The organism is Scytonema hofmannii PCC 7110 (assembly GCF_000346485.2).
Classification (GTDB): domain Bacteria; phylum Cyanobacteriota; class Cyanobacteriia; order Cyanobacteriales; family Nostocaceae; genus Scytonema; species Scytonema hofmannii.
Map to the genome: position 1 here is coordinate 6,458,045 of NZ_KQ976354.1, position 18,989 is coordinate 6,477,033.

Below are 18,989 nucleotides of genomic sequence, written 5' to 3' on the forward strand. Positions count from 1 at the left end.
TAAGTAATCTTACATAAAATACAGTGAAGAAGGGCTTTTATGTTTGCCCAGCAAGGGTTTTAAGCTATTTATCAAATGTTTAGCCCACTAAGTACGGAAGAGCCCGGTCATCGAAGGTTTTTTAACCCTGTACGAGTTTTTCTCCACTTGTTATCTGGATTGTGGGAAAAACGCGACATGGTAAACGACGAAACCTACCTCATCAACTCTGACGATGTTAGGGACAACTTGGAAGATTTGAGTGAGGAAGAACCGTCTTCACCTGATGAAGACCGTAACTAACTAACCCGATAGCTCCTAGAATACGCTCTAGGAGCTTTTCTCCTAGTATACCTTAAGATAAATTATGCAAAAATCAGAAACTCTCATTTATCCAGTTCATTATCGATTGGTTGTACGGCGGAATGACACTTGGCATTTCACTAAAGGTGACGTATTTGTTAATTTATTTAATGTTCCAATTCTTGAACAAAAAGATTTATTTGCTGTTTTCGGTACAACTATGAAAGAAGTTGCTAGCGAGCTTCGACGAATCAATAACGGACATCCCGGCTTTTACATAGCAGACATTAAAAACAAAAAGTACTATTACTGTGGTCCTCAATGGTCGGATGTCAAAGCTAAACTTCAAGAATTGGGAATTGGTAGACCAGACCCCATGGAAGCTTGAAAGCAAAGCGCGATACGGCCTCATCCGTTAAGCTTCGCTCCAGAACTGGAACAAGATACGCGATCGCTAATCGCTTTACAACTAATTGTAAAATTTTGTAAGAAACGGGAATACATACAACGTGCGGTGTAGGCGATCGCGCTTTGGTTTATGTGGATCTCTCTTCAGCTATTGTTCTTGTTGTTACGAATTGCACGCAAGAGTTCTCTTGGAGTTTAAGCGCTACGCAAATTATACTTAGTTTCTAATGTATCGTATTGCACGTCAAACAGTTCTGGAGGAATTTCGTGTGCTAAATATTTGTCTAATTCTCAAATTTTTTTTTCGCTGTCCATTTTCTCAAATCATTGCGTTTTCTTTAGGACAGGAGTCAAATGTTCTGGAAATCCAGCTAACCGAATCGCGCTGCATCCAAACTGGTAAGCAAACTCAATGGGTTCTCCAGCACCCAACGCCGCATAAAACCCAACTGCAAACTCAATTGCCACTTGATCTCCAATCTCTTTATTCATCCCAATAACGTAAGGGATGTGTTGGGCGATCGCACTTACAATGACCGTGTTGCTCGATTTGGCACAGCTGCACCGATTAATTCTAACCCTGGCTTGTTTGTTCTTGCTCAAGGTTCTGGAATCGCAGGAAATATTGAAGTCATCTCACCCCAAATTCGTTTAGATAACACTGGAACCATCAACGCCACATCTGCATCTGGTAATGGCGGTAATATCAATCTACGAGCCAGCGATTTACTAATTTTACGCCGTGGAAGTCAAATCTCTGCCACTGCGGGAACTGCACGGCAGGGTGGGGATGGTGGTAACATCGACATCAACTCGAAATATATCATCGCTGTTCCAGATGAAGATAGCGATATCACTGCGAATGCTTTTCAAGGTAGAGGTGGTAACGTCCAAATCAATTCTCAAGGTATCTTTGGGATTGAGTCGCGTCCACGGCAAACTGAGAACAGTGATATCACAGCCAGTTCCGAGCTAGGGATTGCGGGTGCGATCGCTCTCATTGCACCTGACAACAGCGCTATTGTGAATAGCCTGGGCGAGTTACCGCAAAATCCTATCGATACCAACGCCCTCATCGCCAACAGTTGCATTGCCCGCACTGGTAGACTTGAAAGTACATTCACTATCACAGGTTCTGGTGGTTTACCTCACAGCCCTGGAAATCCATCCGCTTCACTTTATCCTACAGGAGATGTACGGCAAGTCATATCTAACGCCTCAACTTCTTGGAAAAAAGGTGACCTCATTGTCGAACCAACAGGAGTGTACCGACTGGCTGACGGGCGATTGGTCATGAGTCGAGAGTGCCTTTGATTTAAGATGCTGAGAATTCATCACATTAGTCATTAGCTCAGTAGCCGATCGCAGTTTAAACTACATCCAACCAGACATCGTTCAGTCATCGCCAATTGATGACCTCAGTCGCTATGTGTAAGCGATCGCGATACAATGCCTCTCTTTCCGTTGCTCTTCGTTCTCAATCAGTAATTGCATATTTATACATAATATATTCCGTTAAATTTTTACGAAAAATTTAAATAACGGCTCTTACATCCATATAAAGATAGATCTAAAATCAGTCTAAAGAGAGAAATTATGAGGAAAAAACTGATTGTCCTAACGTCAATTTTAACTAAACCATTTAATTTGCCCCTAGGAAGAGACAAGAGACTAATTGTTGAGAGATAGACACAGCAAGCGTTTCTAGCCTCTATTTCCGTTTTTGCACGGATCTCGGCTCAACCTCGTTTTCGCTTCAATCGCACCAAAGCTTAAAATAACTCCAGCTGTTGCAACTACTACTTTTTGGCACAGGCAATTCATTTAACTTAACCTCTTAAAAATGGTTTGTTAGCAGTTTGCACACCTGAATGTCAGTAAGTTCAACCAGTTAGAACGTAAAGTGACTCCATAACTTATCGGCAGTCACTAGAGAATTTACGTAGAACCGGGAAAATTTCAAAATTTCTTAACATTGTCTTGAGTTTGAGCAAAAGCGACAGAATTTATTCTGATTACCGCCTTGAAGTTACTGAATATCGAAGTTTGGTCGTCTATGCGATACGGATGGATGCCGTTAGCGCTTACGCTATCGCACTCCATCCATTACGGCACCCATCAGGAGCGCACAACTGGCGCAACAAAAAGTGGTATTCTCCACAAGTTCTTCATTTTATGACTGTACTTTGAATAGTGTGAACCGCAGATCAGGAACTAGCTATGAAAAAGGTTTTTGACTTTATTTATCGTTTGATTGGTTTAGAGAATGAAGAATCTCGGTTGAGTGATTCTTACAAGTAGTTCGCTTATGGGTGCAGATGACAAAGATCGCCACGCTCCAAATGGATGTATTAACTATACCGAATAGGTCATCTTCAGAGAAAAATTACAAGTATGATATTAAACTCAATCAAAAGATATGTAATTAAAATACAAACTGAAGAGAAAAACAAAAATACTAAGGACGTTATGAGTTACAATATCACAGAACTGGAATTTGCAAATATGTTTAAAGCTTTGACAGAAGAGCGATTGATTACAGTGATTGGGGATCGGGTTATTTCAAGCTCAATAGTAACCCTTGAGGGAAACATTGTAACGAATGTGGGAACAGATTCCAGCATTGCAAACCCAACTACTAGAAAACTGTGCCAATACTCTGCTCTTAGTATCGCAGAGGTGAGAGCAATTGCCTCTGATTTCATCTCCTTATGTTCTTTATGGTCGATGATTTTTGTGGTGTGGTTGTTATTCAGCACACCCTGTGTATTAATTATCTATTATTTCCTTCACCTGTGAGCGCTACTAACAGGATGAAAAAATGATGCGATCGCATTTGTAAACCCTGCAAAAGAACTATAATCTTTAGAAACGATAGACACATCTAAGCCTAATTTTTTTGCATTGGCTGCTGTGTAAGGTCCAAAACAAGCTATAGTGCAATTTTCATAATCGCTTTTTGAATTAAACATTTTTAAAAACCCCATAATTTCAGCTGTGCTGCTAAAAGCGATCGCATCTATTTTGCCCTGACGAACTAAACTTAATTCAACATCGTAAACAGTTTTTTCCAAACAGCGAGTCATGTAAGTTGGGACGCGAGTCACATTCATCCCCAACTGTTTCAACCCTGCAACAAAATTTGGAACTACATCAGGTTCTGGTACGCCCAATACTTCAGGAACTGGTACAAGTACTGTTTGTTTGGCAATATTAGAAATCTTAGCTAGCTCAGCAATAATTCCTGCTGGGCTAGGTTCTTTTGGGACTATATCAACTTTGAATCCAAAAGCAGCTAATTTTTCCGAATCTATGCCAATTGCACACAAACGACACTTTGCCAATATCAATGGGTTGATTTGTAACTCATCCAAACGTTGTAAAAATGCCTCAATACCATTTCTACTAGTAAAAGCAATCCAATCGAATTGCTCAATTTTTTGTAATGCACTATCTAATTCAGTAAAATTTTCCAGAGGACAAGTTTCTATAGTTGGCATGAGCAATGGCAAAGCACCTTGGTTAGCAAGCTGGTTAGATAATCTCAGAGCGTAGTTCCGAGGTGCAGTGACAAGAATTCGCTTCCCGTGTAAGGGAAGTTGAGCAGATGATGTTAGCAAGATAACCTCTAAAAAAATATGAAGTATAAACGATAAAGGATAAAATAAATCAGAGATGGTCTATTTCGGATACAGTGTAGAGATTGACCTTACCTTCACACTTTATCCTCGATCCCTCTTCTGTTTTAGCACTTATTTTTTGAGTGTTGTAGAGAGATTCTTGATGTTTTTTAATATTAGGGTGTGTTTGTTTCATCAATAAGGTTAACAACGACTATAATTTAGAGACATATTATTTAATTTATAAGCCCTAAGTATTTTTATCTTTTGGAAGATAATCAGGAGAGCCATTTTGCCGCATCCCATTCAACTTGCTCAACCACCACTAGAGTTCATTCCACCGCACTACAACCCACTTGTACGCTATATGATGCAAGTGATTTTGCCTGTTGTGTTGCGCTTAAGGTTGCGACCCTGGTTACCAACTGGTATCGCCCAAGTTGAAACTGTGAATGTTGAGGTGTTAGCCAATCTCTACCAAAAATTTCAGGCTGGCAAAATCCGCTTTTTAATCGCCTTTCGCCATCCTGAAGTAGATGACCCTCTGTGTATGTTTCATCTAGTATCCAAAGCTGTATCAGAAATTGCTCGTAAAAAAGGGATTTCGCTGCAATCTCCAATCCATTCTCACTTTATTTACGAACGGGGAATGACTTTATGGGCGGGAAATTGGTTGGGTTGGCTGTTTTCTGGATTGGGGGGCTTACCAATCCATCGTGGTAAGCGATTGGACAGAATTGGAATGAAGACAGCACGGGATTTATTTGCTAATGGTAAAATTCCCATTTCTGTCGCTCCTGAAGGAGGAACCAACGGACACAGTGAAATTGTCAGCCCTTTAGAACCGGGTGTTGCTCACATGGGCTTTTGGTGCGTGGAAGACTTGCTCAAAGCCAATCGGACTGAAGAAGTTTTTATCGTGCCAATTTACAATCAATACAGCTATATCAATCCGTCATGGAAAAAACTAGATTGGCTTTTAGGAAAGTTAGAAGCTGATTGCGGTTTACCAGTGCAGCAAATGAGCCAAGCAACTCTCGTTGACCGAGAAAAATTTTTTTATGAGCGGCTGTTTCATCTGGGTGAACATATTCTTTCCCAAATGGAAAAATTTTACGATCGCTTTAACCATCAAAGCACTGCGATCGCCCTTGGCGCAAGCTGTACCCAGCTTATCGCAACACCAACCGATCCATCTGCTAGCCGCAATCAGATACTGGAAAATCGTCTTCAAACATTGTTAGATAGATCTTTAAAAGCAGCCGAGCAGTTTTTTGGTCTTAGCAGTGAAGGCGCGGTAATTGACCGATGTCGTCGATTGGAAGCAGCATCTTGGGATGATATTTACCGCAAGGATTTGCCCGATCTGCAGACACTATCACCCTTAGAACGGGGGTTGGCAGATTGGATTGCGGAAGAAGCATCTTTGCGAGTACTGCATATGCGTTTGGCGGAGAGTTTTGTTGCAGTTACGGGAAGCTATGTTTTGGAAAAGCCTTCTTTTGAGAGATTTGCAGAAACTTCTCTGATTTTATTTGACCTCATTGCTCGCATAAAAGGAGAGAAAAGCCCTGCACGACCTCGACTTGGTTGGAGAAAATCTCGGATAACAGTGGGTGAACCTATTTCTGTAACAGAACGTTGGTCAAATTATCAGCAAAGCCGTCAAGCAGCTAGACAGGCGGTTATTGATTTGACGCAAGATTTACAAACGGCGTTGGAGAAGATGATTAAGCTGTAAGGTAGTTAATTATCTCATATTGACCGAGGGGGTATCTTGAAAACTCACAAAGTTCAACAAAGTTGTGGAATTAAGGGGCTTGTAACCCAACGGTTAATTATTAATTAGGGTCTGATTCATGTAGTATAATATTACCAATACGAATACGTTGGCTAGCTTTGTGGTTTGCCGGTGTCAAAATCTGATTCGCTTCTGCCAAGAGCAATTTTGCTGATATCTATAGCAGCACAAACAATACACTCCTTTTGCAAACGATCCATTACCTGCACCCGCAAACTAGATTTTCCCGTTTGCCTACAATTAAGTACATAACAAAATTCTCCTGCTTTTAGACTTTCATAAAGCTCTTGGTCTGCTTGTCTTTTAACGTAAGTCTGTGCGTTACTTGGTAGAGTACCTCCGACGTGATATTCATAATAAGATGGGCTAGGCAATATATTCATCTATCAGAAATTAATCAGAAGTAGGTTAGCTATGTCTGCGATTACGAACATCACCAAGGCTATTGGATTATTTGCGTAACACAGATGTAATAATGAGCGTCACAGTTGCACTTGCAATCAAACTGAAAGCAAGATTAACAACTTGAGTCGATGCTTTTTGATAAGTTTCAACTTTGTTGTTAGTCTCTCTCAATTCGGTGTTAGTCTCTTTCAACTCTTGCTCTATCTTACTCAACCGATGGTCAATATCTGCTAAGGTTATTTCATTATTGCTGGCTTGTGTCATAAGTATAAATTTACTACTACCCATAATATAGCAGTTCTAACATCATTCGTGAAGACTTAGATCCCCGACTTCTTCAAGAAGTCGGGGATCTAGAAGAGTTCCATCTCATTACTTTAGTCATGACTGATTCTTCTATAACCCAAGTTATATTATATCCGAACGAGAAGCGCTATCGTTACTATGATTCAGTCTCGCTGTAGACATTCCCAAAGTTTACCTTTTGGTATTGGGCAGTGTATCACTTACATTGCCATTCTCAGTTATTTGGGCTTGTGTACCGCTTGTGGTACTCTCAAAGCCGAGGATAATACTGCTCCAGAAACTCCCGCAACAAGCCCTAATGTGACCAATCGGGTGGTTGCGTTAGGAAAATTGATACCAGAAGGAGATGTGATTAAGATTTCGGTAGCAAATGCTCAAGACAGCCGCGTTAACCAAATATTTGTCAAGGAAGGCGACTTTGTTAAAGCCAATCAGGTCATCGCCACCCTTCAAGGAAGAGATAGAGCCGAACAACAACTGAGGGATGCTCAAGCCAATGTGACAGTCAAGCGATCGCAATTGCTCAAAATTCAGCAAGGGGACTTCAAGCAGGGCGACATTGTTGCTCAACGCGCAGCCATTGCAGAATTAGAAGCCCGCATCCGCACTGAAACCAAGCAGAAACAAGCCGCAGTTACCCAAGTAGAAGCCACCCTCCGCAATGCCAAACTGAAATACGAACGAAATCTTGCTTTATCCAAAGAAGGTGCTATCAGTCTATCTGACTTTGATAATGCGCGAGAGGAATTTGACAAAGCCAAAGCCACTCTTCTACAAAGTAAAGCAGAGCTAGAAAACACCACCACAACTTTACAAGCACAACTAGAAAAAGAACAAGCAAATTTAAAGAAATTGCAAGAAGTCCGCCCAGTTGATGTTGAAATAGCCAAAGCAGAGTTAGAGCAAGCCCTCATTCAAGTAGAACAGCGCAAAGCCGAATTAGACAATACCTTAGTTAGAGTTCCCATTGCAGGACAAATATTGAGAATCAACACCCGTGTAGGCGAACAGGTAAACACCCAAGAAGGAATTGCAGAACTTGGAAAGACAAACCAAATGTATGCGATCGCAGAGATATACGAAACAGATATTACCAGAGTTCGGTTGGGACATCAAGCAACAATCACAAGTGAATACGGCGGTTTCCAAGGCGAACTCAAAGGAAAAGTCGATCGCATTGGTTTGCAAATTGGCAAAACCCGCCTCAATCAAGACCAAACCAATCCCACAACAGATGTCAATGCTCGTGTCGTAGAAGTCAAAATCCGACTTAACCGAGAAGATAGCCCTAAAGTAGCCGCCTTAACAGGTATGCAAGTAAGAGTCAAAATTGATACAAAATAATACCATTTTGGATTTTGGATTTTAGATTTTGGATTGGTATGGAGCATGAGAAATTAGATAAGAGCTATCATTCATTCCCTCACTCCCTCACTCCCTCACTCCCTCACTCCCTCACTCCCTCACTCCCTCACTCCCTCAGCGCCCTCTGCGCCTCTGCGGTTTTTTATTTAAAAATCCTTACAAAAGCAAAAATATAATGAAACTTCCCCATCTTATAAAATCCCTACAAAAAAACATTGACTTCGAGACACCCCTAGCTTGGGCGCAATTATCCCATCAAAAAGTCCGCCTTGCTGTCGCCACAACAGGCGTTTGCTTCGCCAACATTTTAATGTTTACCCAGCTAGGACTCCTAGCAATGCTAACAGATGGAACCACAAAACTTCATGAAAGCCTGACAGGAGATTTATTGTTAGTTTCCTCATTCAGCCCAAGTTTATTGTTTAGGATATCCTTTCCCCGTGCTTACCTTTATCAAGCTGCTTCAGTCGATGGTGTCGTATCAGCAAGCCCAATTTATCTAGGGAGAGCAAATTGGGTAAACCCCAATCAATTATCTTCGCTACAAGCTAATGCTAGCAAACCCAAAAGCAGAGAACCGCGAATATTTGGCAATGAAGTTAGAATCATTGCCTTTAACCCAGCCCAACCTCCCGTATTGAGCATACCAGAAGTGAACCAACAGATAGCAAAATTAGCTGTTCCTGATGCTGTCTTGTTCGATCGCCTATCTCAATCCTCTCTTGGGGACATTCCAAAACGGCTGGAGAAAAGCGAAGAGGTAGCAACTCTCATGGACAATCGCCGCACTTTTGCCGTTGGGCTTTTTAGTATGGGCAGTACTATCAGTGATAAAGGTAATGTTATCATGAGTGATTGGACTTATGGTCAGCGTTTTGGACACAATAATCTCAAACAAATTAGGATTGGCGTTTTGACTTTAGAGAAGGGAGCAGATATTAAAACATTGCAAGAAAGACTGCGCGATCGCCTTCCTGATGATGTTGCTGTACTCACTCATGAGGAATTCATTCAAAGAGAGAGACAATTTCATGAATCGCAACCGGAGGGAATTATTTTAAAGTTTGGAACTATTGTAGGTTTTGTTGTTGGAGTTATCATTTTATATCAAGTTCTTTACGCTGACATTAACGACCATCTATCAGAATATGCCACCCTTAAAGCCATGGGATATTCAGATAAATCGCTCCTCATGGTAGTCCTTCAGGAAGCAATTATTCTTGGTTTGATGGGTTTTGTTCCTGGCTTTATTTCCTCACTAGGCATCTATCAATTGTTGGCAACACTGACTAGAATTCCATTAACAATGAAAGTCAGTGTTGCCTTGCAAGTTTTTATTTTGACTTTGATAATGTGTTCTATTTCTGGAGCAATTGCCACAAGTAAACTTCGTTCTGCCGATCCAGCAGATGTGTTTTAGCTCTCCTGCTCATTAAACACCCACTCAAACTTTTGTTTCAAGTCATTGTAGTAACTTGGCGGTAAAACTCCATCGTGCTGAAGTCTCCCAAGCACAATTCCTGGTGCTATACCGATTTCAGTCGCAAACTGCACGATCCCTGCTTTATTCCTTTGTCGATCTGATGCCAAAAAACGCTTTAACTCAGCCGGAGGAATGAGAATATCCGCAGCGAATTTATTTGCTTCCTGCTCATGTTCTTCTTCCTCAACACTTTGAACGCTTTTACCTTCAAGAAAAACATCGCGCTTGCCATGTAGCAAAATGTGTCCAGCCTCATGGAAAAACGAAAACCACAGATGATCGTCAGTCTTGTAGCGTAGGCTCAGTTGAATCAGCGCCTTATTAGGATTCAACCAACGAGTCGCAGCATAGGTTCGTGTCTTGGGAAGTTGCGGTACAAAAACTACAGCCACTCCAGCTTCAGCACACAACTGCACAAGTTCTTGTTGAAAAATTTCCAGTGGTTTTGCAGTTAGAGAGCGGATTTGTTGTAACACTGCTTTAAACTTGTTGGCATCGTAGCTGGTACAAGGAATCTCAGCAGCTTCAATTTCTCCGCGACGCAACCAAGCAGTAACGGCACCCAAGTCACTTTGGAACGCTTGCGATTTGCGGAAAAATACGTCAGTTCTACACCATATTGCCTCCCATTGTTCAGGGGAGGCGACGGCGAAAAAATTTAATACTTCTCCTAGTTGTTCAACCTTATCTTGATAGCACTGAATCCAGCCAAGCTTAATCATGGTTTTAACAGGAAATGCGTTGAGCCAAGCAACTTGCTTTTGTAGGCGCTCTTGTTCTTCTATCCTTGCTAAAGCTTCCCGATAATGTCGTTCGCGGTTATTCCAAAAACTAGCTGGAATTCCTAAAACCCGCTCTAACTGTAATGCTGTTTCCGGAGTAATTGCTGCTTTTCCATTAATGATTTCGTTAATCGTTTTTTTTGGTCTACCTGTTCTTTCTGCCAGTTCTGCCTGGGACATCCCACGTTCCTCAAGGACTTCTTGAAGAGTATCTCCGGGAGGAGAAGCGTAGTTTGGCATATACTGATTTTGAATGTTGTTACTCATGTGTATCTTCTACTCCGAGTATTCTCACGGCAGTGACTTTAGTCCAGTCGATACCACCATCTGATTTCGTAGGAATTGGCTCATCTGCTGGTTCAAATATCAGCCGATAGGGATGATCCAAATCCAACGATAACTGACCAGCGCGGTCATGAAGCAATTCGTGGCAACGTCCTGGAAAATTTCTCATCTCCTCAAGTACGTTGACAGCGCGTAAATCATAAAGTCGCTGCAGAATACGTTTTGCTCTATTAGTACCGTACTTTTTCTCAAGAAGCCTTTGGTCATTGCACTCTTTTTCGAGTTTTTTGTTTTTAAACGTTATGTCCATATTACCACAGCTTCTAAAAACTTGTTAACCCTAGAGGTTAACACATTTCTCAACCGTTAAGCTAATGTACAATTGGAAACATTGGAAACATTATCGAAACATCGAAAAATTTTGTTGACCCATCAGTAAGGGGGTGTCAGTATTGGTCACACAAAGGCGAATAAAAGGAAAACCGATGAAAAAAGTTACCAGAAATAGAGACAAAATTCTGGAGGCACTGCGAGAATGGTTTCGTATCCACGAACAGGCACCCACTCTAGAAGAGTTGTGTGTTGAATTGGAAATGCAACCCCGTCAGAAAGCCACGCTTCAACGTTGGTTGCAGACAATGCGAGGCATTGATGTGGAGTGGGACGATAATGTCGCCCGTAGTCTTCGCTTGCTAAACCCTGAGATGGAAATTGAAGTTAGACTACAGATACCCGTAACAGAAACATTGCGGTATCTCGCAACCGGATTAGCAGAGTGGGAAAAACGAGAATTTATGAACAGAGCGCATATCCCAAAAGCTCTTCGTCTCGGAATGTCCCAAATGTATTTAACGTCTTTACTGCAAGGAGATGAACAAGCTCCCGCGAATATCCCAGAATTTTTTGACTGGGCAAAAAATCCAGTCGCTGAATGGAAACCCGCAACAGAGATTAAACATCTTTCGTCGGAAGTCACCTTGATAGAAGACGGCTTGGTTTCCGACTTTGCCCTACAGTGGCAGGTTACAGGTTCTGACGTAGAAATGCAGGTACAGGAAAAAGTTCTGCAAGATGTTTGGGAATACTGCCGCGCAAACCAGCTAGAAGAGCAATACGTAGCTTTGCGGAAGCTGATTATCGAGTGCCCCGTTCTTCCTTATCCTGAATTCCGTCGCATCCTATCTTCAACTGAGCTGAGACCCCTGCGCGATTTTTTGCTGCAAATCTATGTCGATTTAGTCGATTTTGTAGAAGAAAAAACCTATTACTTCTGTCCGCGTTGCAAGTATGTTATGTATCAGTACAAAAATAGTTATATCTGCCGGAGCCACACCTGTGAACAAATCAGCGCTCAACGCCCTCTTGCTCCGTTACCGACTATTTCCAGAGATGATGCAGACACTTTAAAAGTTGTCAACCCTGGCGTACATCGCTATGGAACTCTTCCAGGACTTTGGGAACTAGAATTAGCACAAGCACTGACTCAGCGAGGCGTGCGCGTGACTCTTTGGCCCGAAATTGATGAATTTGATTTACTTGCCGAGTTTAGTAGAAAAGTCCGTTGGGCGATTGATGTTAAAGACTGGTCATACCTGGATGAAAAACGTTTGGACAAAGTAAAACAGAAATTACAGTGTCGTTCTGATTTTACAGAAACCTTTGTTGTTTTTCCGAATGAGCGAGAACAAGTGTTGCGAGTTAGAGTGCGACGGGAACAACTTGAGCCTACATTAGGTGGTTTGCGCCTACGGTTAATTAGTGAAATCATCGACCAAGCTGATAAGATTCTGAACAAGAACCAATATGCGTAATATTTCTAACTGGAGCAACGAATTATGTAAAGCTCTGCGTCAATCAGAGGACTTAAAAAATCATGTGCAACTTAATTTACGTGATGCTAACACCAAAGTACAGCAGCGAGAGATATCGCGTTTGGCTCGATTGATTGCTGATGTGGAATTGGGGATAACTTTACTGAGGGAGGTAGCTCCAGAAGATCCAGCGACTTCTGTATCAGCTTTGCTGTCGGGATATCGTTTTCCTGTTCCTGCACTTGCAAATGATGAAAATTGGCTACTGGTACAAAAAGCCCGCTTTTATCTTGTGCGTCGTAAGGGTAAGCAATGGGAACACTGTCTTTCTGAATACATTAACATCCCTGAGATGATTAGAATCTTCAAATTAACAGACAGCAGTGATGCCCCGCAATTGATTCCATGCAGCACCTATCCCAATCGCTTACAACTGTATCGCCGAAGCCTCTCCACAACTCCACCGCATCAAACACGAAAGGTTAAACTAGCCACTTCTGGATATTGGTATGCCAAGATTTTTCATAAGGGAAAATCCCCTATAGAGGTTCCTATCAATATTTCTGAAACTATTGCAAATCTCGCTCTTTCGCCACAAATATCTTTTCAACGTACACGCTCTCGGAGGAATCATTCTCACACAGTTAACTTAGAGGAGTTGCGACAAGATGCTCGGGAAATGGATGCAAAACTTCTCCAAGCAGGGTACGACTCAGAAAATTATGATGAGCGCCTCCGAGGAATTGCCCTACAACTATACAATAGCTTGACAAATGAATTTCAATCTGGTAAAAAGTTTCAACTAGAGCAACTACTCCACGTTGTTGGTTTATTGAACGTGGGCAAATCCACACTGCTGGAAGTTCTCATTTACCACTTTGCCAAACAGGGGTATCGCTGTGCATTGATTGTTAATGATGTTGTCACGGCTGTGCGCCTTGCATCCCTATTTTGGAGAGGGTTGGGGATTCCTGCGGCTCCTGTGTTAGGTAGCGATCGCTTTCAACAACTCGAGAAAGTCTATAAATCAATTTTGGTCACCAAAGGAGAGGAGATTGAAAAAGGAGCCAACCATCCAGCATGGCGATGGTTTAGCCCTGTTTGTCCCATACTCGCTTTGGTACAATCCGAGGAGAAATGGGAGTTTGGGAACGAACCATGTCACAATCTTTACCAAAAATCTAATATTCCTCAAGATCTCGAAGATGAAGATTTAGAAGAGTGGGCAGAAGATGACACGGAAGATAAATATACGTGTCCTTTATACTACAAATGTCCGCGTCATCAGCTAGAACGGGATATTGCTACAGCTAAGTTATGGGTATTAACCCCAGCTAGTTTCATTCATACCCGCGTTCCCCGTCAATTATTTGCTGAAAAATTTACTTTTGCTGAAGCTGTTTACCAAGAGTGTGAATTTCTCTTTGTTGATGAAGCCGATCGGGTACAAGTGCAGTTAGATGAAGCTTTTGCGCCTGATGAAGTGTTGTTAGACAACTCAGAAAACTCATTTTTGAATAAGTTGGGACTAAATCTGGCACCTATTTACAATTCAAACCGTGTCAGTATGACGGCGTCGTGGTTTGAAGCGTGGACTAATGCCCAATATGATGCTCAAAAAGCCATTAACCGAATTTGTCCCCTTGTCTATAAAAAAGCAAAACTTGTTGAATGGCTCGGACACGATCCTTTTACTGGTCATTCTCTGTTTGCTCGCATCATCGGTGAACTTGTTAACCAATCGCAAGGAGAAACCCAGATAAAAAAATCTAAGCAAACTCGCAGTCAACGCAACAAAGCCCAACAGTCAAAAGTTTTAGCTGGGTTAACTTCTGTTGCACAACGGAAACAGCAACAACAATACGTCGAGGAACTTGGGGAATTTCTGCAAGCACCTCTTAGTCGCAGTCGGGGAAAAGAACTAGCAAACATAGCTTTAAGCTTACTCAGCACCGAAAGTGAAAGCTGGGTATTACAAGAAGTGGGCGAATGGTGGTTGCGATGGCTGCAAACACACAATTTACCAATACCAGATGAGATTCAGTTTGAGGAACTCAAACTCAAGACTCACTTTGCGATTCTTGTCACAGTATTGCACAATAGATTGGTCTTTTTAGTTGATAACTTAAGCACAATTTATCGCTTTATCGACTTACATGACACAAGCCTCGCGCTTGTATATCGCCCATCTCGGGATTACTTACCTGTTATACCATCTGCTCCTGTTGGCAATATTTTGGGCTTCAGGTATACACGCGATCGTGCCAACAAAGGTGGTAAGTTAGAGTACTTTCGCTACGTCGGTGTAGGTCGCTACTTGCTCCTTAATTTTCCTACACTTTTTGCTGTTGACGATTGGGATGGACCGCATACAGTACTCATTTCCGGCACCAGTTACGCTCCAGGAAGCCCAGCTTATCATATTCGGGAACAACCTAAGGTATTGTTAGAACCAGCTGCCCGCGCTGCTGGTGATGCAGGAATAGGCAAAAGCGAATTTTTCTTCAGTCCTCAACGTAATCCAGTCAAAGAGTATATAGCTTTGTCTGGATTACCACCAACTGCTAGAAAAAAAGCAGCTGGGGAGATGGTGAAAGCCATTTGTTACAAACCCGGACAAGCAAAAAGCTTTCTTGATGAGTTATTGGAGACTTTAGAAAAAAAGGAACAGGAAGACTGGGAAAAATGGGGAAACAGAAAGCGCCTTTTGCTCCTTACGAACAGTTACGACGAAGCGGAGTTAGTTGAAACCATTTTAAAACCGCTCTACTACCGCGTCGAAAACATTGATGACATTGCTGTCCTGCGTCGTGACAATGCCCCGGCTGAGTTGAGAGGTATCCGTCGGAATCAAATTCGGGAACTGAAAGAACTCCCAACACGGATTGTGATTGCACCTTTGATGGCGTTGGAACGGGGTCACAATATTCTCAACGATAGGCGGATTGCAGCATTTGGGGCGGCAGTGTTCCTCTGCCGACCTATGCCTGTCCCCGATGATTGGCAAACGACTGTTCAGCAACTTAATGACTGGGCGTTGCAAAATGCTTCCAATCCCAGTCTTTATGATGCGCTGCTGACCTCTGGTGAACCTCTAACCTTAACAAAAGTCGAAGACAAATTTTACCAAGCAGCGATCGCGGAAATGATTGAATTGAACTGTCGGGGAATGTCCTTTAAGCAGTTGACTCCAAAAGAGCGTTCTGTTCTTTGCTGGACTCAATTGGTAAGTATTTGGCAAGTTATTGGTCGCTTAGTACGTGGTGGAGTCCCCTGCATAATCCATTTTCTAGATACAAAATTTGCGCCGCAATCAGCTGAAGATGAACAAGATAACGAATACACCTCCCTTTTGGTTGGCATTCTTAAGGAACTGCAAAACGCAGTAAACCCACAAGGAAAATCTCCTTGGGAAACTACTCTGGCAACATCGCTCTACGGAGCATTTTTAAATGCACTTAAACAAACAAAAAAATTAGATTATGAGCAAAGTTAGCAATATTCTCCCTGGAGCTTGGGAACCAAAGCAAGATGATGTGAAGTACGAAATTTTTTCTCTCCACGTTCCTACCGCATGGCAGCAAGTCGCTCAATCTTTAGCTTCCAAGCGTGCTAATGGGGGCTTTTCAAAATATTCGTCTGTTCCAGTTTCCTCTGTTGACCGCATTATTACCGCTAGCTTCCCCCAAATTATCAAAACCCAACGTTTTGGTTGGCAACGTCCTGGCATTCCTTGGTTGTTTGCAACCGAAACTGTTAATATCGCCTCGTTGCCAATGTTTGTTAAAGATTGGTTGCGAGAGGAATTTAGTTGGTGCTTGGGGGAAGAAGAGGTTGATTCTCGTCTTGAAAATCTCAATGATGATGATTGGTGTTGGGAAGAAGAACCAATTACCAATCCTTTCTGGTATCAACAAAACAGTGAATATAAAATTGATTTTCGTTTTCAGGTTTTACCAGATTATCTTGCTAAAGAATTCCTCAAAAACCCAACTGTCTGCTTCGATGGAAATGCTCAGTATCAACTCACGTTTTACCAAGTCGTAAGGCTCGACCAAGGAGCCGAACTTATGTCATGGCCTCCTTATCGGGTTCCACTCATTAAGGTTGTTAAAGAAGAAAATATCAACCAAGAACAAGTAATAGGCGAAGCATACATCTCGTTTGTTATTCAATTCAAACTACACACAGTTCCTTGGCGGAGTCAGCCGATGATTTACCATCAGCTTTCAATTCGACGTTGGATCGCTGAACCTTTAGAACGCCTCCCTTACCGAGGTGCTAGTGCATACATTGGCGATAATCGACGCTGGTTAGATGGCTTAGACCAACCATTTTGTTTTATTCCTCTAGCTATGAAGCGCCCAGGAAAGAAAGCACAATGGTCTAGAGCCATTAGCGAACTGTTGAAAATTAACGACTCCTCACTCCCTGAGCCTGAAGCTCTAGCACAACAACCAAAGTACAACTGGTCAGCATTTGGTGAGAATCCCATTGGTATACAAGTTGCGATCGCTTACGATACCCGACATCGCGGTGATGCTCCTTGTATACCTGGTGTGAGTCCATTGGACTTAGCTAGTTTGGATCGAGCTATTCAAGAACGTCTTCCTGTTCTTCGAGTAGGTGAAGCGGTCAGAATAGAACCCAAGCAACCAGATTTTTGGCAACTTACAAGCTCGCCTAAAACTCCGATGCTGCGTCCAGAAATCGTTACACCTGCTGTTTTTCGCTCCCCTGAAAATTCTCCAAACACGATACTGCTTCTATGGGAAACACAAGAATGCCGAGACGCGCTGATTAAAGAACTCTGCCGATTACTTTCTCTGTCAGCAAGCGAGCAAACTAAAACTTACACAACTATGACAGGAGTACAAGGCGAAGCGGCTATTTACAAAGGAAAGCATGGTTCAATTTGTATTAAAACTCAGCACGTCCAAGACTTAACCCAAAGACTTGATATCGATCCTTCGGATAAAAGCAAAAGCCGACAGCAAAAACGCATTCATTTAATGGATGAACGTATTAAACATATAGTTTCGTCCTTACCCAAACCAGAAGGACTAAGTGGAGCATTAATTGAAATTAGACCAAAGAAATCATACTTTCCACCAGAATCCGATCCCAAATTGGCATTACGAATTGGAGCAATGAAAGCTGGTTATGTTAATCAGCATCTTCATGCCGTGACAGCTCGTAAAAAGACTGGTGAAGAATATGTAACTCCATCTGCTGCCAATCGAGTGCAAAGAGCGGTATCGGACTTGCTCCGGCAATTTGGAATTTTGCCTGCTCCTTTAATCGCTTTTGACAAGGATGGCATAGAACCCAATGTATGGTTAACTTGTTTTTACGTTTTACGCCGCACGCGAAAAACAACAGCCAGTAACAAGGCTACCACAGTGGTGTTGATGGTACGAGTTAACCCTGTTGCAGGAATAGTACAACTGACCACCCCTTCTTTATTTCCCACATGGGTATCGTATCCAGAGGCAATGGAAAACCTAATTTATGAAAAATGGGATACTGATTCCTATGTTAATGGAACGACTACTGAAATTAATGATGAACAAAAGTCTAGTGATATCAAACAAGAGCAAAAGCTACTTAATCAATTTGTTGCTGATTGTTTAAAAGATTGTTTGAGTACCTCAATTGAAAAGGAGCAAAATCCCCGCGTACTCTTTATGGTGGAAGCACAAAACGCCCGCAAGATGTTGACATGGCTTCAGAACCCTGAATTTCTAGCCAATGTTTTACTTGAAGGACTTGATTTAACAGAACAAGAGAAAAATCGTTTGTGGGTGGTGCGATTGAGAGTGGCTAACAATAGTGAAGTTCCGGTTGCTATTGTCAAAGATTCTCCTGGTAGCAGAAGTAGTATCGGTGGTGTATTTCGCTGGCAAAATGTTTGTGACAGTGCTAAAAATACAGTCTATTTAAGTTTACGTAAACTCCTAAACACAGAGCAGGTTTTATTACGCCGATCGCAGTCTCGGCTGGATAATGGTAGCAGACCAGCTGGAAATCCTAAACTTTTAGAAATCGCTATTGTACATTATCCAGGAATTGAACGCGATCAACTAGCTGGTTTGGTTCATAGTCTTAGAAATCGCTGGCCTTATTTTGCAGATGATGTTTCTTTGCCGTTTCCTTTTCCCTTTGCTACATTAGCCAAAGAGTATGCGGTCAGCGCTAAGGATGAGGTGGAATTAGAAGATTTAGAGGAACTGGAAGACGTGGAGGAATTTCTTCAGTAACAGGTAGGGTAGTAGTTAGTCATTAGCCATGCAGACTGCCGAGTCGTGAAACTAGGGGTAGGTAGAGCTGAGCTTACCAACATCGAACGTGTGGATCGCCCTACCTACAAAAATAGCTAACAAAAGTACATATCGACATTGGTTTCATCTTCCAACATCGCAATTTGCTCAAGTGTCTCAC

General features: G+C 42.1%; 16 protein-coding genes. 10 read left to right on the forward strand and 6 right to left on the reverse strand.

The window, feature by feature from the left end:
* Window positions 1-75 precede the first annotated feature (75 nt).
* The gene (locus WA1_RS26875) at window positions 76-282 is read left to right on the forward strand and encodes a hypothetical protein (RefSeq protein ID WP_017749576.1); all 207 of its coding nucleotides are present in this window, start codon (window positions 76-78) and stop codon (window positions 280-282) included.
* A gap of 64 nt (window positions 283-346) precedes the next feature.
* Complete coding sequence (locus WA1_RS26880; RefSeq protein WP_017749577.1) at window positions 347-670, forward strand: hypothetical protein; 324 nt, start codon at window positions 347-349, stop codon at window positions 668-670.
* Between the two features lie 344 nt (window positions 671-1,014).
* Here WA1_RS26880 and WA1_RS55425 read toward each other — a convergent pair whose 3' ends face one another.
* A complete protein-coding gene (locus WA1_RS55425; protein WP_017749578.1) occupies window positions 1,015-1,182 on the reverse strand; it encodes a hypothetical protein in 168 nt (55 codons plus the stop codon).
* Between the two features lie 18 nt (window positions 1,183-1,200).
* On the opposite strand from WA1_RS55425, the gene WA1_RS26885 reads away from it, so the two are divergent.
* Together WA1_RS26885 and WA1_RS26890 are read left to right on the forward strand one after the other, a co-directional pair.
* Window positions 1,201-2,004, forward strand: a complete 804-nt coding sequence (locus tag WA1_RS26885; protein WP_017749579.1) for an S-layer family protein — start codon at window positions 1,201-1,203, stop codon at window positions 2,002-2,004.
* A 1,080-nt stretch (window positions 2,005-3,084) separates the two neighbouring features.
* On the forward strand, window positions 3,085-3,489 hold the full coding sequence (locus WA1_RS26890) for a hypothetical protein (protein WP_017749580.1): 405 nt from the start codon (window positions 3,085-3,087) through the stop codon (window positions 3,487-3,489).
* Here WA1_RS26890 and WA1_RS26895 read toward each other — a convergent pair.
* Complete coding sequence (locus tag WA1_RS26895) at window positions 3,480-4,310, reverse strand: uroporphyrinogen-III synthase (protein ID WP_017749581.1); 831 nt, start codon at window positions 4,308-4,310, stop codon at window positions 3,480-3,482. The two genes, WA1_RS26890 and WA1_RS26895, sit on opposite strands and share 10 nt — an antisense overlap.
* A 292-nt stretch (window positions 4,311-4,602) precedes the next feature.
* Here WA1_RS26895 and WA1_RS26900 point away from each other — a divergent pair, with 292 nt between their 5' ends.
* Window positions 4,603-6,051: a 1-acyl-sn-glycerol-3-phosphate acyltransferase gene (locus WA1_RS26900; protein WP_017749582.1), complete on the forward strand. Its 1,449-nt coding sequence runs from the start codon at window positions 4,603-4,605 to the stop codon at window positions 6,049-6,051.
* A gap of 152 nt (window positions 6,052-6,203) precedes the next feature.
* Here WA1_RS26900 and WA1_RS26905 read toward each other — a convergent pair whose 3' ends face one another.
* Together WA1_RS26905 and WA1_RS26910 are read right to left on the reverse strand one after the other, a co-directional pair.
* Window positions 6,204-6,494 (reverse strand): hypothetical protein, encoded by a 291-nt coding sequence (locus WA1_RS26905; protein ID WP_017749583.1) that lies wholly within the window; start codon window positions 6,492-6,494, stop codon window positions 6,204-6,206.
* Between the two features lie 67 nt (window positions 6,495-6,561).
* Window positions 6,562-6,780 carry a ssr2422 family thylakoid membrane protein gene (locus WA1_RS26910; protein WP_026135331.1) on the reverse strand — a complete coding sequence of 73 codons (219 nt, stop codon included), beginning with the start codon at window positions 6,778-6,780 and terminating at the stop codon, window positions 6,562-6,564.
* A gap of 180 nt (window positions 6,781-6,960) precedes the next feature.
* On the opposite strand from WA1_RS26910, the gene WA1_RS26915 reads away from it, so the two are divergent.
* Window positions 6,961-8,166 (forward strand): HlyD family efflux transporter periplasmic adaptor subunit, encoded by a 1,206-nt coding sequence (locus WA1_RS26915; protein ID WP_017749585.1) that lies wholly within the window; start codon window positions 6,961-6,963, stop codon window positions 8,164-8,166.
* A 196-nt stretch (window positions 8,167-8,362) separates the two neighbouring features.
* Window positions 8,363-9,607 (forward strand): ABC transporter permease DevC, encoded by a 1,245-nt coding sequence (gene devC, locus WA1_RS26920; RefSeq protein ID WP_017749586.1) that lies wholly within the window; start codon window positions 8,363-8,365, stop codon window positions 9,605-9,607.
* Here the strand turns inward: devC and WA1_RS26925 are convergent.
* Both WA1_RS26925 and WA1_RS26930 read right to left on the reverse strand, forming a co-directional pair.
* Window positions 9,604-10,719: a HigA family addiction module antitoxin gene (locus WA1_RS26925; RefSeq protein WP_017749587.1), complete on the reverse strand. Its 1,116-nt coding sequence runs from the start codon at window positions 10,717-10,719 to the stop codon at window positions 9,604-9,606. The two genes, devC and WA1_RS26925, sit on opposite strands and share 4 nt — an antisense overlap.
* Window positions 10,712-11,047: a type II toxin-antitoxin system RelE/ParE family toxin gene (locus WA1_RS26930; RefSeq protein ID WP_017749588.1), complete on the reverse strand. Its 336-nt coding sequence runs from the start codon at window positions 11,045-11,047 to the stop codon at window positions 10,712-10,714. Before WA1_RS26930 ends, WA1_RS26925 begins: the two co-directional genes overlap by 8 nt.
* Window positions 11,048-11,222: 175 nt before the next feature.
* Here WA1_RS26930 and WA1_RS26935 point away from each other — a divergent pair, with 175 nt between their 5' ends.
* The 3 genes from WA1_RS26935 to WA1_RS26945 are packed head-to-tail and all read left to right on the forward strand — an operon-like array spanning window position 11,223 to window position 18,808.
* A complete protein-coding gene (locus tag WA1_RS26935; protein ID WP_017749589.1) occupies window positions 11,223-12,548 on the forward strand; it encodes a restriction endonuclease-related protein in 1,326 nt (441 codons plus the stop codon).
* Window positions 12,541-16,044, forward strand: coding sequence for a pPIWI_RE_Z domain-containing protein (locus tag WA1_RS26940; protein WP_017749590.1), 3,504 nt, complete (start codon window positions 12,541-12,543; stop codon window positions 16,042-16,044). Before WA1_RS26935 ends, WA1_RS26940 begins: the two co-directional genes overlap by 8 nt.
* Window positions 16,031-18,808, forward strand: coding sequence for a pPIWI_RE module domain-containing protein (locus tag WA1_RS26945; protein ID WP_017749591.1), 2,778 nt, complete (start codon window positions 16,031-16,033; stop codon window positions 18,806-18,808). Before WA1_RS26940 ends, WA1_RS26945 begins: the two co-directional genes overlap by 14 nt.
* Window positions 18,809-18,989 lie beyond the last annotated feature (181 nt).

Excerpts from the sequence above, each read along its gene's own strand:
- WA1_RS26940 (WP_017749590.1), top strand. The coding sequence starts at position 12,541 with ATGCGTAATATTTCTAACTGGAGCAACGAATTATGTAAAGCTCTGCGT.
- WA1_RS26930 (WP_017749588.1), bottom strand. The coding sequence starts at position 11,047 with ATGGACATAACGTTTAAAAACAAAAAACTCGAAAAAGAGTGCAATGAC.
- WA1_RS55425 (WP_017749578.1), bottom strand. The coding sequence starts at position 1,182 with ATGAATAAAGAGATTGGAGATCAAGTGGCAATTGAGTTTGCAGTTGGG.
- WA1_RS26875 (WP_017749576.1), top strand. The coding sequence starts at position 76 with ATGTTTAGCCCACTAAGTACGGAAGAGCCCGGTCATCGAAGGTTTTTT.
- WA1_RS26890 (WP_017749580.1), top strand. The coding sequence starts at position 3,085 with ATGATATTAAACTCAATCAAAAGATATGTAATTAAAATACAAACTGAA.
- WA1_RS26880 (WP_017749577.1), top strand. The coding sequence starts at position 347 with ATGCAAAAATCAGAAACTCTCATTTATCCAGTTCATTATCGATTGGTT.
- WA1_RS26935 (WP_017749589.1), top strand. The coding sequence starts at position 11,223 with ATGAAAAAAGTTACCAGAAATAGAGACAAAATTCTGGAGGCACTGCGA.
- WA1_RS26915 (WP_017749585.1), top strand. The coding sequence starts at position 6,961 with ATGATTCAGTCTCGCTGTAGACATTCCCAAAGTTTACCTTTTGGTATT.
- WA1_RS26925 (WP_017749587.1), bottom strand. The coding sequence starts at position 10,719 with ATGAGTAACAACATTCAAAATCAGTATATGCCAAACTACGCTTCTCCT.
- WA1_RS26905 (WP_017749583.1), bottom strand. The coding sequence starts at position 6,494 with ATGAATATATTGCCTAGCCCATCTTATTATGAATATCACGTCGGAGGT.
- WA1_RS26910 (WP_026135331.1), bottom strand. The coding sequence starts at position 6,780 with ATGACACAAGCCAGCAATAATGAAATAACCTTAGCAGATATTGACCAT.
- devC (WP_017749586.1), top strand. The coding sequence starts at position 8,363 with ATGAAACTTCCCCATCTTATAAAATCCCTACAAAAAAACATTGACTTC.
- WA1_RS26945 (WP_017749591.1), top strand. The coding sequence starts at position 16,031 with ATGAGCAAAGTTAGCAATATTCTCCCTGGAGCTTGGGAACCAAAGCAA.